23 protein-coding genes are annotated in these 12,444 nt (G+C 38.2%); 11 read left to right on the top strand and 12 right to left on the bottom strand.

The window, feature by feature from the left end:
- Window positions 1-89 precede the first annotated feature (89 nt).
- On the top strand, window positions 90-1,298 hold the full coding sequence (locus NE363_RS06855) for a tyrosine-type recombinase/integrase (RefSeq protein ID WP_445536094.1): 1,209 nt from the start codon (window positions 90-92) through the stop codon (window positions 1,296-1,298).
- On the opposite strand, the gene NE363_RS06860 is transcribed toward NE363_RS06855, so the two are convergent.
- The 12 genes from NE363_RS06860 to NE363_RS06915 form a co-directional block, all read right to left on the bottom strand.
- The gene (locus NE363_RS06860; RefSeq protein WP_114220053.1) at window positions 1,295-1,564 is read right to left on the bottom strand and encodes a helix-turn-helix domain-containing protein; all 270 of its coding nucleotides are present in this window, start codon (window positions 1,562-1,564) and stop codon (window positions 1,295-1,297) included. The genes NE363_RS06855 and NE363_RS06860 overlap by 4 nt on opposite strands.
- Window positions 1,565-1,780 carry a hypothetical protein gene (locus NE363_RS06865; RefSeq protein ID WP_445536095.1) on the bottom strand — a complete coding sequence of 72 codons (216 nt, stop codon included), beginning with the start codon at window positions 1,778-1,780 and terminating at the stop codon, window positions 1,565-1,567.
- The gene (locus NE363_RS06870) at window positions 1,777-1,986 is read right to left on the bottom strand and encodes a hypothetical protein (protein WP_445536096.1); all 210 of its coding nucleotides are present in this window, start codon (window positions 1,984-1,986) and stop codon (window positions 1,777-1,779) included. Before NE363_RS06870 ends, NE363_RS06865 begins: the two co-directional genes overlap by 4 nt.
- The gene (locus NE363_RS06875) at window positions 1,983-2,612 is read right to left on the bottom strand and encodes a hypothetical protein (protein WP_445536097.1); all 630 of its coding nucleotides are present in this window, start codon (window positions 2,610-2,612) and stop codon (window positions 1,983-1,985) included. Before NE363_RS06875 ends, NE363_RS06870 begins: the two co-directional genes overlap by 4 nt.
- A complete protein-coding gene (locus NE363_RS06880) occupies window positions 2,605-2,784 on the bottom strand; it encodes a hypothetical protein (protein WP_445536098.1) in 180 nt (59 codons plus the stop codon). The genes NE363_RS06875 and NE363_RS06880 overlap by 8 nt, the downstream gene beginning before the upstream one ends.
- Window positions 2,785-3,081, bottom strand: a complete 297-nt coding sequence (locus tag NE363_RS06885) for a hypothetical protein (RefSeq protein ID WP_445536099.1) — start codon at window positions 3,079-3,081, stop codon at window positions 2,785-2,787.
- The gene (locus NE363_RS06890; protein ID WP_445536100.1) at window positions 3,081-4,055 is read right to left on the bottom strand and encodes a hypothetical protein; all 975 of its coding nucleotides are present in this window, start codon (window positions 4,053-4,055) and stop codon (window positions 3,081-3,083) included. The genes NE363_RS06885 and NE363_RS06890 overlap by 1 nt, the downstream gene beginning before the upstream one ends.
- Before the next feature lie 4 nt (window positions 4,056-4,059).
- Window positions 4,060-4,266, bottom strand: a complete 207-nt coding sequence (locus NE363_RS06895) for a hypothetical protein (protein ID WP_445536101.1) — start codon at window positions 4,264-4,266, stop codon at window positions 4,060-4,062.
- Entirely contained in the window at window positions 4,263-5,384 is a 1,122-nt protein-coding gene (locus NE363_RS06900; RefSeq protein ID WP_445536102.1) for an ATP-binding protein, read from the bottom strand. The genes NE363_RS06895 and NE363_RS06900 overlap by 4 nt, the downstream gene beginning before the upstream one ends.
- Before the next feature lie 11 nt (window positions 5,385-5,395).
- A complete protein-coding gene (locus NE363_RS06905) occupies window positions 5,396-5,722 on the bottom strand; it encodes a hypothetical protein (RefSeq protein ID WP_445536103.1) in 327 nt (108 codons plus the stop codon).
- Window positions 5,715-6,164: a hypothetical protein gene (locus tag NE363_RS06910; protein WP_445536104.1), complete on the bottom strand. Its 450-nt coding sequence runs from the start codon at window positions 6,162-6,164 to the stop codon at window positions 5,715-5,717. Before NE363_RS06910 ends, NE363_RS06905 begins: the two co-directional genes overlap by 8 nt.
- Before the next feature lie 190 nt (window positions 6,165-6,354).
- Entirely contained in the window at window positions 6,355-7,050 is a 696-nt protein-coding gene (locus tag NE363_RS06915; RefSeq protein ID WP_233759430.1) for a LexA family transcriptional regulator, read from the bottom strand.
- Between the two features lie 129 nt (window positions 7,051-7,179).
- On the opposite strand from NE363_RS06915, the gene NE363_RS06920 reads away from it, so the two are divergent.
- The 10 genes from NE363_RS06920 to NE363_RS06965 all read left to right on the top strand — a co-directional run bounded on the left by NE363_RS06920 (window position 7,180) and on the right by NE363_RS06965 (window position 12,389).
- Window positions 7,180-7,374 carry a hypothetical protein gene (locus tag NE363_RS06920; protein WP_205200783.1) on the top strand — a complete coding sequence of 65 codons (195 nt, stop codon included), beginning with the start codon at window positions 7,180-7,182 and terminating at the stop codon, window positions 7,372-7,374.
- A 10-nt stretch (window positions 7,375-7,384) separates the two neighbouring features.
- Entirely contained in the window at window positions 7,385-7,657 is a 273-nt protein-coding gene (locus NE363_RS06925; protein WP_445536105.1) for a hypothetical protein, read from the top strand.
- Between the two features lie 47 nt (window positions 7,658-7,704).
- The gene (locus tag NE363_RS06930) at window positions 7,705-8,034 is read left to right on the top strand and encodes a hypothetical protein (protein WP_445536106.1); all 330 of its coding nucleotides are present in this window, start codon (window positions 7,705-7,707) and stop codon (window positions 8,032-8,034) included.
- Entirely contained in the window at window positions 8,031-8,987 is a 957-nt protein-coding gene (locus tag NE363_RS06935; RefSeq protein ID WP_445536107.1) for a helix-turn-helix domain-containing protein, read from the top strand. Before NE363_RS06930 ends, NE363_RS06935 begins: the two co-directional genes overlap by 4 nt.
- Window positions 8,984-10,426 carry a DNA cytosine methyltransferase gene (locus tag NE363_RS06940; RefSeq protein ID WP_445536108.1) on the top strand — a complete coding sequence of 481 codons (1,443 nt, stop codon included), beginning with the start codon at window positions 8,984-8,986 and terminating at the stop codon, window positions 10,424-10,426. The genes NE363_RS06935 and NE363_RS06940 overlap by 4 nt, the downstream gene beginning before the upstream one ends.
- Window positions 10,423-10,533 carry a putative phage replication protein gene (locus NE363_RS06945; RefSeq protein WP_445536109.1) on the top strand — a complete coding sequence of 37 codons (111 nt, stop codon included), beginning with the start codon at window positions 10,423-10,425 and terminating at the stop codon, window positions 10,531-10,533. Before NE363_RS06940 ends, NE363_RS06945 begins: the two co-directional genes overlap by 4 nt.
- Window positions 10,534-10,613: 80 nt before the next feature.
- Entirely contained in the window at window positions 10,614-11,003 is a 390-nt protein-coding gene (locus NE363_RS06950; RefSeq protein WP_445536360.1) for a hypothetical protein, read from the top strand.
- A complete protein-coding gene (locus NE363_RS06955) occupies window positions 11,003-11,398 on the top strand; it encodes an endonuclease domain-containing protein (RefSeq protein ID WP_445536110.1) in 396 nt (131 codons plus the stop codon). The genes NE363_RS06950 and NE363_RS06955 overlap by 1 nt, the downstream gene beginning before the upstream one ends.
- Window positions 11,395-11,916, top strand: coding sequence for a hypothetical protein (locus tag NE363_RS06960; RefSeq protein ID WP_445536111.1), 522 nt, complete (start codon window positions 11,395-11,397; stop codon window positions 11,914-11,916). Before NE363_RS06955 ends, NE363_RS06960 begins: the two co-directional genes overlap by 4 nt.
- Before the next feature lie 218 nt (window positions 11,917-12,134).
- The gene (locus tag NE363_RS06965; protein ID WP_347913228.1) at window positions 12,135-12,389 is read left to right on the top strand and encodes a hypothetical protein; all 255 of its coding nucleotides are present in this window, start codon (window positions 12,135-12,137) and stop codon (window positions 12,387-12,389) included.
- The last annotated feature ends 55 nt before the right edge of the window (window positions 12,390-12,444 follow it).

The following is a 12,444-nucleotide window of genomic DNA, read 5'->3' on the forward strand; positions in this document are numbered from 1 at the left end:
CTATCATAAAAAGCAGTGTAGACTATGTGTAGACTGTTGCTTATTTTGGACCTAAGATATGAGTGTAAAACTCATGTTTTGGTCCAGTAATGAAGCTTAATAAAACTAATGTAGATGCTATCCCTTTGTCTGAATCTGGTCAAAAGATTTATCGAGATTCTGATCTAATTGGCTTCGCTGTTCGGGCTACAACTAAAAGTAAAGTTTTTATTGTGGAAAGGCGCAGTGAAGGAAAGTTATACCGAATCACTATTGGTAAAACAAATGAATTTTCAGTAGCAGAAGCTAGAAAGCAAGCTCAAGTAATTCTGGCAGAAATCGCTACAGGGAAGTATAAAGTTAAAAACGAAACCACAAAAATAAATCCTACTTTTCATGAAGCTTTTGAGCTCTACCTAAAGCATAAGAAACTTAAGCAGTTATCTATCAATACATATAACCATTGTTTCCGAACTTTCCTATATGACTGGAAAGATAAAGATATTTTTGAAATCACAAAGGATGAAGTATTTAATAAATTTCTTGAGCTTTCAGAATATAGTCATTCACAAGCAAACCTTGCTCTGAAGATGTTTGGTTCAATATGGACATTTGCAAAGATTCATTACTCAACTGAGCAAAATCCAATACTAAAGTCCAATCCAATAGAAATTATCCCAGCAAAAAGGGGGTGGAATAAGATTAAGCCAAGATCAAGACATTTAGATGAAGATCAGATTCCTATTTTCTATAAAGCTGTGATGGAATATCGCGGCGAAGACTCTATTCGGTTAACTGAATTTACTAATTCAACAAGAGACCTTGTTCTATGTGTGATGTTCACTGGTTGCCGGAGAGAAGAGGGTCAAACATTAAAGTGGTCAGAAGTTGATATAGAGAAGGGCACTTTCATATTTAAAGATCCAAAAAATGGTGATGATCATTTGCTGCCTATGGGTGATCAATTGTGGAGTCTATTGAAAGAAAGATATAAAAACCGAAAAGGAGATTATGTATTTGCAGGATCTTCTAAAAAAGGGAATGGTGGAGGATATATTTCAACACCGAAAGGTGTGCTTGATTATGTAGAGAAGGAAACGGGAATTAAGATTTCACTACATGATCTAAGAAGAACGTTTGCAACTATCTGTAATAATCTTGACTATGGTCAATATACAATTAAGCGCCTTCTCAATCACAGATCAGGCGCTCGTGATGATGTCACTGGGAATTATGTTCAGGTATCGGTTAAAAAGCTTCGTAAAGCAATGAATGACATCGAAGCAGTTTATAGAGGTGAACTTAATCCATTTGACTAACTGGCTCTTGCTAGTTGAGCAGTATTAAATACTTTCTTTGAAGCTTGATACGCCAGTACATCAGCCTTTTGGTATGCAACACATCTACCAACTTTTGAATATGGTAAGCTGCTGCCATTACAACGCATAGCCTGCAAAGTATGAGTAGAGCATTTCAAGAACAATGCTACAGCTTCTTGCCCGAAACTCTTTTCTAAAGGGGCTTCAAGAAAATCTTCTAAAAGCTCCTTTTTTTCTTGTTCTGACATTTGATCTAATTTAGACATTCACCCCTCCTTACTTTCCGCTTTAACTTCTTTCAGCGATTCAATTGGCTTAATCCAACTCAAAATGTGTGGCTTAGTTATTTCATCTTGATCGTAAAACCAGTAGAACTTATTTTCTTTTTCTTCAACAAAATAAGGCTCACCAGATCCATTAGGAACAAGAAAATAATGGGTAGCACCTTTAGGTGCTGATTCAAGTATTTCTAATTCACTCATCCCTCAGCTCCCGATTCAATATCCAACTTCATTGCACCTTCTTCAGGATATTCAGTCATCCAAAAGTAATAGCCTTTGCCATCGTATCCATCTTCAAAAAATTTAATAGTTAGTTCAGTTTCAAGTTGATCTAAATCATTTTCACCATCTGGATTTACAAATTCGAGAAGGCTTTTTAATTGGTGTCCGTTAAGAGTTATGTTCATCCCTCAGCTCCCGATTTTCGCTCTTCCTCTTCAAAAAAAGCATTCATACTTTCATATTGATCTGCTTCTTTTTCTACAACCCATTTGGCATTGTTATTAAGAATCTCTTGCGCTTCTGACTTTGATTCACAAAATTTGATTTCAGCTAAACCAGTTTCTTTATTGGTAATTTCATAAACACAAAAAAGTTTTTGAGTACTTAACTGAGCTTGAACATGCTTTTCAACAACAAACATATCGTCTATATAAATTTCAGATTCTGAGATCAATCCTAATAACTGTTCTTCTGTGCTAGCAAAGTTTTCAGGTTCATCTACATCTTGCCACCATGTAGATATTTTAGATTTCTCAACAAGCACGTGAGTTTCAGGCACCGCTTGAGCTTCTGCTTTTTCTCGCATGAAACTAACGGCTTTTTTCCACATTGCCCAACCACTATTTACACGATGGTAAATATCAAAAAGGTCTTCTTCACTTAGATCAGTTTTGACACCTTCAGCAATATCAAAACATCCACCAATCATGTCAAATTTAAGAACTTCTAAATGATTTGGAAGCCAATATTTTTCTTTGAAAAAAGGTAATTGTTCTGCCCAAAATGCTTGTTTAGTTTTTAAATCAATCATTCGCTTGCTCCAGACAGTAAGTGACAGCTAGTTCTAAGGTTTCAAATTCTTTTTCAACATCATTGTCGAGAAATGCCGTCCACTCTTCATTGCCGAAACATTTAGAGATAAGAACGCTTCCTATCCAAACGTCATCACCATCAAATTCCACACCACTTTCAGCTTTAATCATTCACGCCACCATTCTATAAATACGTTTAACTTCATGATTCAGCTCATCCATCGCTGAGCGACCTTCTTTGAAATACTTCAAAAGCATTAGCTTGTATCGCTCTTGAGCTGCCTTGTTCATCACACCTTCGTTGTTTACTGAAAGGGTGGCTTTATTACCTTTAATCAGGTTTACGCCGTGTGGTGTACCTCGTCCGCGATACCCAGCATTTACATTGAAAACTACGAACTTTTCGAAAAGCTGCTGGGGTAGCAGCTTAGGTTCGAATAGAAATTCTGGAGTTGTCTGTTTCGACATTAAAATGGTTCCTCCAGTAAACAATCAGGTTCATTTGATGGAGGATTTTCTAATTCAAAACGGCGCTTTTTAACAAAATCCATTAGTCTTGGTTGAATTTGTGGATCACGTGCAGCCACATCAATTTCAAGAGCATCTAAAGTTGTGAGGTCTGGTGCGTTTTGGATCTGAACCATTAAAGAAGGAGGTTCACTCTCAACAGGCTTTTCATCTGCAAGTTCAGTTAAACGCTTATGAGTAGCTTTGAGTAAAGGGTCCATTTGTTTATCAGACCAAGTACGGGTATAACGATAAACAGCATTTACTTCGGCAGGCGTTTTCGACTCTTTTACACGTTGAAGTAAGGTATCAAGTGTCTTTTGATATTCAGGATCTGCTTTAGGCTCATTAGCTACTGGAGCTAGTGCATCCTCAGAAGTAGTGACATTAGTTTGTTCAGTAATAACAATTGTGGGCTGTTTTGCTTCGGCAATAACTTCAGAAGTCTTTTCTGTAACTACTGTCTGTACAGTTTTAACTTGTGGCTCTTTTTTGCCTCGCTGTTTTTTAGGCTTCTCATTAAAACCATCTTCAACTTCCACATAGTCGATAGCTTGACCAAACGTTGCACCTAATGCTTTTAGTTGAAGCACTGCATTTTCTGCGTCTGCCTGAGCAAAACCATTCATTACGCTATAAAAAATCTCGCAATTTTCAGGATTATATTTAACCTTCACAATTCGAGTTGGCATAACAATAAAGATTTCTTGATCATCCTCAACTTCATGAGGCACTAAGGGTTTAGTAAATTGGATACCTGCTAGATCCATTAGTTCCGCTTTAATGCAAAACTCAAAACCAGGCTTACCAAATACAGAAGCAGGGAACTGATCTAAATCCGAAAAGTCCAACATGTCTCCAATAGGACGACATAGAACAGTTTTACCTTTTTGAAGAGCTGAAAATGCTTCTTGAGCAGTTAAAATATTTTTCATGTTCTTATCCTTTTTTAACCGAAATTAATTTCCAAAAACTAAGATGCTTTCTATCGAAAAAGGCACCTCTACCTAATTCTTTAACTGCCGCACGGAAAAGAGTGTCTTCATCCGCGTCTTCGTCAGCCCAAACTGTCACATTGCCTTCATATTGGGCATAAAAGCCTGGTGTACTTTGAACTCTAACTATCCATTCACAACGCTCAATCATGCTGTCATCCCCGTTTTAGCCAATATTTCAATGTCTTGTTTAACTGCCGTTAGTTTTGCTGCTTCAATTTGAGTAAGTGCATCAATACCAAAATGTTCACACACGGTTTTTACATCGAGGCCACGTTCAGCAATAAAGTTCTGAAGCTCGTCTCTTTGTTCGTCTGAAATACCGTTAAATTCAGGTGGACTAATCCAAACACCGCGCTCTTTATCAAACGTGCAATTTAAGGCTTTTGAACGCATTAACATTGCTTGGCGCATGTTCTGGTAATACATGTGTTCTTTATCAAGCGACTCTGTTAATTGATTTAGATCACCAGCATGCTCAGCTTCTTCACAGCTTTGTTTCCAGTTCTCTAACTCTTCTTGAGCTTTAGCTGCTGCAAGTTGTGACGGTGTTAATGTGTTGATGTGGTCCTTGGCTTGATTGATGAGGTCAGCCAAGAAAGTAGGGTTAGCTTTTAGATCTGGTACCCATACTTCACCAGTCTCATTGCCTAAAGCACCAGCGTTCTTTGCGTGATGACTATTTGAAGGATTAAAACTAATGACCCGAGCTGATTTACCCTCTTGAGTACGAACAGTTGTTAGATACCCCATGACATCAGCAATTCGGTAGAGTTCATTACGATTTTTACCACCTAGATCTGGTCGATAAATTGTTTGATCACCACTTTCACTTTCAACAGCATGGGCAATAAAAACAACATCCTTACCTAAAGCTATGAGCATGTGTACATAGCTTTTAAACATATTGTTTGCTAGACCTTGAGCCTTTAATTTAAGGGTTCCATCTTTTTGACGGTTTTCAGTAATACCTAATAGATGGGATTTAATGCATTCGAGCATTGCACCTACTGTATCAATCACTACAGTTTTATAAGGAGCCAAGTCTTGAGGTGTTAAATTTGTCACATCTTTCCATTGCTGGACTTGCACAACCGCACCGCGCCGTAATTCACCAGTACGGTGAGCACCACGATCAAAGTCAAAAGAAATTGCTTTTTCCGCAGTAAAACCCATTGATGATTTACCAAGACCAGGATCGGCGTATAGGTAAACAATGATTGCTTGAACCAATAATGTTTGGTCAGCAGTAATAATCGGTAGAGCCATTTTTCTTATCCTTATCTTGAGCCAATGAAGCCGCGTTTTTGCTTATATGCGTTGCGGTCATAAGTAGGGATGTTGGTTTCACGCAGTTTTATTGCGAGTTGTTTTCTGCGTTGAAAATCAATTTCTTGAGAAATTTCATTCCAAATTTTTGGATAATCTGTTTTGAATCTTTCAACATCCAAAGGTGTATTAACTTCGTCTTTAACTTTGTAAAGAACTGAGCCGTTAGCATTTGACGCATATACTTGCCAGCCAATACGAACAGAGTAGAGGCTTGTTAAACGGTCAAGACCTAAGAAAGACTTGTAGCCGTCAGGGTGCTTTTTGAAATTAGACATGTTCAGCCTCCACCAACTTGTTACGTTCGATGAAGCCTTTTAGAGTTGCATTGATGTTGCGTATGTCTTCAAATTCAGTGAAGTCGCTGTAAGACTTACCGTTAATATCTGTGATTTCATTAACTGTTAGTTGGGTAATATCAACAGCAGTAAATTCAGAACCTGGCACGCCGTAACTGTCAGGATGAGCTTCAAAATCAAAACTAACGTTTACACGGAAGCTATCTAATTTGACGACAGCAACACCAGAATGCTTACCTGTGATTTTCGCTGTTAAAACACCGTAAGTGCTTGGCTGTGTTTTAGGTGTAAAGAAAGAAACGTGCTCTTGTTCTTGCATAGCTGGTTGAAGCTGGCAAGCGACTAAAGAACCACCAGAGATTGCAAGTGCAGCCATGCTGACAAATGCAAATGAGTTGAAAGGGTTTGCTTTTACGTTCATACTTATCTCGCAGTTTGCAAAAGCACATTAGATTTAGCGGTCGATGTGCTTTTTTATTTGGTAAAACAAAATGTGTTATTAAAATATAAAACATCATGTTTTATTTGGTCAAGATATTTTTAAAACAAAATGTGTTATTTTCAGCAGGCACAAAAAAACCGCCCTAAGGCGGCTTCGATAACTTTGCTATCTAATCGTAATGAATATCTTGTAATGGTATTGTTGGATAATCCTGTACATGGCGGCTAGGTGGAACAATGTCTGTTACAGCAACAATTGCTTCAACTTCATCCATTTCGAAAGTCGTTCGCTTTTCACCATTCACTGCTAAAAGATGTAAAACATCATTAACTATACCTATAAACTCTTTTACTGTTCTACGTCCATCCTTTAGCTGAACTTCAACAAATTCCGTTGGTGTTGGGGTGGCATCTGGATCGCAAACAATGTACCAACCATTACGAATGGCGGGGTACATTGAATCACCTGTTCCTTTAACTGCATATGCATTAAGACCCGCTGTCAGTGATGGTACATAACCATCTCCACCATTCCCACCATAGCCCATTTCAGTGTAATAACCGTCATACCCCATCTTTGAATATGACTTCACTGGTACCCATCCTCCAATTCTTGGAGAAACATTAAAACTTTTTTCATTATAAAGTTTTTCAATTTTTGGCTGACCTTCGCCTGTTAGGATCCATGCATAGTCTAATTTCAATTTTTGAGCGACTTGCAATCCACCTTGTTTGGAAATTCCTCGCTTATCCCAGTTATATACTTTCTGAGAATCTACATCTAAAAGCGAAGCTAATGAATTGGCATTTAAACCTGTTTCATCATAAATGCGCTGCATAGTAGGGTGTAGCTCTTTATCACTCATAACAAAACAACCTAAAACAATTATTAAAATTTTCTCAGAATAAAAACAATCTGTGTGAAACAAAGTGATTGACCGAATAAAACAAAATGTTTTAGTATTTATGAAACATTTTGTTTTAGAGCATTGTTTATGACATCACTTCAAGAAGATAAAAAAATCATTGCTGAATATGGCGGCGCTACTGAACTGGCTCGCAAGTTGAATTACCGCTCTCACCGCGTTCAAAACTGGACTGTTCGTGGAATTCCAGCAAAAGAAAAATTGAAATTTCCAGAAATATTTTTAACCCAACAGACTGAAGAGAAGAAGACTTCAGTTGCTTAGAGAAAAGCTTATGAGCCTTGAAAAGAAATCTATTCACATTCGTATCGATCAGGACATGCATAGCAGATTGGTAGTTCTTGCTGAATTGGAAGGGAACGATATTGCTGCCCAAGGTAGCGTGCTCCTAGAAAAAATGATTATGGGTGAATGGCATACCGTAACTGTAGCAGCAGAAAAAATGACGCGCTTGGGATTAACAGGGAATGTTGGGCAAGCCAATGGAAATACTGTGAAGCTTAGGGAAGTAGAGGGCTTTGCAGAAATTGGAAATAAAAAAGCCTGATGTACTAGATCAGGCTTCTTAATTCATCAATTTAGGAACCAATGAATATGCAAACTAATGTATCAAATCAATCGGCTAAAGACAAACTCTTAGAACAAAAGCGCCAGCAAAGTTATCAATCTTGGCATGAACCAGCTTTAAAAACTCTATCGGGTTTACTGGATGGACGGAAGAAGAATTTAGCCCGCCAAAATCGTGATGAAAAAAATGCTGCTGTAACACGTGAAGAGTTTATGCAAGCACTGATAGATCAACACGGAAAACATGGTCTTTATCTCGGCCATGCTGGACAAATCATCTCAAGCTTATACCGTGCCAAGCGGATCCGTTACCTAGGTAGCACTTTCATTCAATTGAATGAAGAGGGGGATAAATGAGCTTAGATGCTACTGTATGGGCTTGGAAAAAGAAATTCACTCAAGCTAAGGGTGGTTCGTCTCCAGCTCTAAAAAAATTAGTGCTGCTTTCAATGGCTGATCGTGCGGATGAGCAACATTGCTGTTATCCGAGTTCTACACGCTTGGCTGATGACTGTCAGATTAATAAAAAAACCCTTTTTAAGATTCTGGATGAACTCAGTTCTGAGGGCGTAATTTTTGATACCGGTGAAAGAAAGGGCAGAACAAAGCAGGTAATTGTCTATCGTTTAATTGGTGTGCAAGGTCGAGAAGATACAGTACCAACGTTGGAACAGTTAGGTTCGGAAAGCCTTGATACACAAGGGGAAGATTCTCAAACAGTACCAACATTGGAACAGTACCAACATTTCCAGCAAACAGTACCAACATTTCCACCAAAGAGTACCAACGTTGGTACACGGAATCTATCAAGTAATCTTTCAGATGAATCTAAAAAGAAAAAAACTTGGCTTTGTTTTAAAAAACTTCGTGAAGAAATTTTACTTTCTGACAAGTCTGTAGATTTTGACCAACTCGTAATGGAGTCATGGTACCACCGCGAATTAAGAGCATTTGAACTCAACAATTCATCAAAGAATCTTTGTGATGATCTTTTGATTTTCCATTTTGCTGATTGGTTGCTGAATGCAAAAGCTAAATACGAACGCCGTCAAAAAGCATCACAACCGGCTAAATCATTTTCTGGTGAACAACAAAGTTCAAATGGTTTAAGTCAAAAACAGATTGCAGTCTTCGCTGACAAACTTTCTAAACATCCTGAGTTTTCTAGCAAGTATGCCGAAGGTAACGAGAGCTATGAACAACTTGCTGCTCGTATCGCTGTAAAGCTTGCAGATCCTGAGCAACAACAAAAATTGATGCCTTACTTAATTCAGGTCGGTTTTCAACAAGGCAAGGGTGCAGCAGCATGAGATATGGATCTGTTTGTTCGGGTATTGAAGCTGCAACAGTTGCTTGGCATACGCTAGGGTGGGAACCAGCATGGTTTTCGGAGATTGAAACAGCACCAAGTCAAATATTGGAACATCATTATCCGCAAGTTAAGAACTTGGGGGATATGACAAAAATACGTGAGAAAGTTCTAAATCAGCAAGTAGAAGCACCAGATATTTTGGTTGGTGGAACACCATGCCAAGCATTCTCTGTGGCAGGTTTAAGAACTTCTTTAGATGATGAACGTGGTCAATTAACTTTAGAGTATGTGAGGTTATTAGATGCAATTGATACAACTCGATCTGTTTCAGGAAAAGAACCATGTATTTCCCTATGGGAAAACGTCCCTGGTGTTCTCAACACAAAAGATAATGCATTCGGTTGCTTTCTGGGAGAACTGTCAGGTTCGGGGTGTGAACTTCAACCGACAGGGCGCAAATGGCCAAACGCTGGTTGTGTGCTTGGACCATCTCGACAAGTCTATTGGAGAGTCCTTGATGCTCAACATTTCGGACTCGCCCAACGACGTAAACGTGTGTTTGTTATCGCAAGTGCTCGAGCAGAATGTATCAGAGAAATACTTTTTGAGCGAAAAAGCGTGCACGGGGATTTTACGGAGAGCAGCTGCAAGGGGGAAAATACTCACTCCAATTGTACAACATACATTACAAGAGCAAGCAAAACTGTTAGCGGGAAATCCTATCTTTCACCCTTATTAGCATCACATGGTGAAAAGAAATGGCTAGGTAATCAAGAGGCATTTTGTGGTGATTACTATATTAAACATGCAATTGGTATTGCTCCACGCTCTATGGGGCTTCCATGCACATGTGAGCAAGCACCAACTTTAACTGCAACAGATTACAAGCAGCCTAATATGGTAGTGGAGTGTATTGGTATAGGGGGAATGACAGCTAACGCTGGAATTTCAAAAGAATTGTACCCAACACTATTAGCCAATCACGATCGTGGTTATTTAATCACTTCTTATGGTATTCAGGGCTCTTTAATTGGGCGAAATGAAAATTCAGGACCTCAGGGCTTGGGTTTTCAAGAAGAAGTTTCTTATACGCTTACATCAACTGATAAGCATGCAGTTTTGTATTGCGGCACTAAGAACGATGCACTGAGAGACCTTGGTAATAATATTGCCCCAACATTACGTTGTGGTGGAAAACAAGGAGGACCAATTCAACAAGCAGTTTTTCAGTATATTCCACCCTATATTTTCTACTTAGCCCGTTATTTAACAGAAGTTGAATGTGAGCGCCTTCAAGGCTTCCCTGATAACTATACCAATGTAAAGGGTGTTGCTTCAGGTAAGCGATATAAAACATTAGGAAACTCAATGGCCGTTTCAGTAATGAAGTGGATAGGTCTCCGCATTCAAAAATTCATAAATGAGGTTTCAATATGAATAAATTCGAGATTTTAGCGTGGGGTTTACTCATTTCATTTTTTACAGCAGCTATTAGCGGTGCGGTGGTTTTGTGGTGGTTGGAGAAAAAGGAAACAGAATTATGAAAGCAATCGAGTTTATCAAGGACCAAGGTATCCATAAGGCTAAAGAAAAATTGAAGGCCGCTAAAGAAAGCGGGTTAGACATGTGGACTTATGGTTGGGGTTTTACAACCAAGCAACTCGAAAAATTGGTTCAATCATTGGAATTAATAGAGCAAATTGGTGGAGTTGAAGTTGCTAAAGGCAAAGTATTTATTGCTGATTTTAATGGTTTCAAAATGATCTATTTTTCAATAGGTAATAAAGCTTTTATTGTTCATATAAAAAGAGTTCAGGAGGCTATAACTGATCACGAAGCCGTCAATGGAAATGAGGTAGATCCTTTAATCAATTTAAAAACTGGCTTAACCAAGTTAAGAGATAAATTCATAAAAGATGCTCATGCATTAACGCTATTGGGTGATCTGGATAAATCACGTGTCTATAACGGCATTGCTAATCAATTAGATCATTTATTAAAGGGCGGTGCTTGATGTCATCAATAAGCCTTGCTGAATATCGTGAACTATTTCCTATTCAGAAAAATAAAAAACGCCGTTCAGCAAAGCAAGGTACCAGACAGCCGAGTGAAGGCGAGACGGTATTAGCAACACACTTAAAAGCATGCAAGATCAGTTTTGAACAGGAATATAAATTCCATCCAACACGTAAATGGAGAGCTGATTTTTTAATTACGGGTACAAAGATTTTGGTTGAAGTGGAAGGCGGTATCTGGAGCGGAGGCCGTCATACGAGAGGTAAAGGCTATTTAGGAGATATGGAAAAATACAACGAAGCAGCAGCGATGGGTTATACGGTTTTACGGTTCAGTACTGAGCAAGTTAAGTCAGGTTTGGCATTAAAAAAAATTGAGCAATTGGTGGGATGATTATGAATATGGCAGCACAACAACACATTTTACAAGCGGTCAATTGGTCTAAATATAGTTTTGAAGAATGGTGCCGACAGCTTGGGGCATGGCTTAACGGCGATAATGAAACAATGGTCAAAATAGTTAAGACGATGCCAACTAAACGCATCACTCAAGAACAACGTGAAAAGTTAATGGCTATGTATATGGGTGATGAGAGTTTTAAAGATCGCTTATGTACACGCCGTAAAGGTACTTGCTGTCAGTTAAACGATAACGAAGCACGTGCAATCCATAGATTAATACTTGATCTTCAATCTATAGATGATGAGGTACTTCAGGAGTGGATTGGGGCGATCTGGTGGCATTACGTTATGGGTGAGTCAATTCGTGATATTGCAAAGAGTTGTGATACATATGGTTCGCAAATTCAGCAAGACATTAAATGTGGCTTAGCCTTTATCAAGTCACGTTATCCACATTTTCAAATTGAAAAGTTCATCAAGATAGTAGTTGTGGAAAATCAATCTTCTTGACTGTAAATACAGGGTGTGGCATATTCGTGCTATAGTGTTCGAAGTGTATGTTAAGCACTAGTATTAAAGCTCATCAATTGGTGGGCTTTTTTTGTGCATTAATTTAATCAATTATAATTCACTATTGAGAATAAGTTTTTGAAATATAAATACTTATTGAAAAGATAAAAGTTGCTTGTTAAAGTGTTTAAATATTAAACATTTCAAGTGGTGTAGAGATGACTTATTACATTGGCGGCTCTAAAAGTGGTCAACAAGTGGCTTTTGAGGATATGCATAAAAGTGAAATTTGTGATTTCGGCGAAAAGTTAAAAGCTTTTGATCAGCAAAGAAAATACTATCGAAAATTGCAAATTAGCTTTCATGGCACTGTCAAAACTTTTTTCGTAATTGATGGAAAGAAGCCCATAGATTGTAGAGATCAGATCATTGATTTATGGGATGAAGTTAAAACTGATGTTTATGCAATATAATAATGACTTAAAATTGACCGTCTTCGGGCGGTTTTCATTCGTGCTATAGTCCAGT

This window comes from Acinetobacter sp. G18, assembly GCF_052660225.1.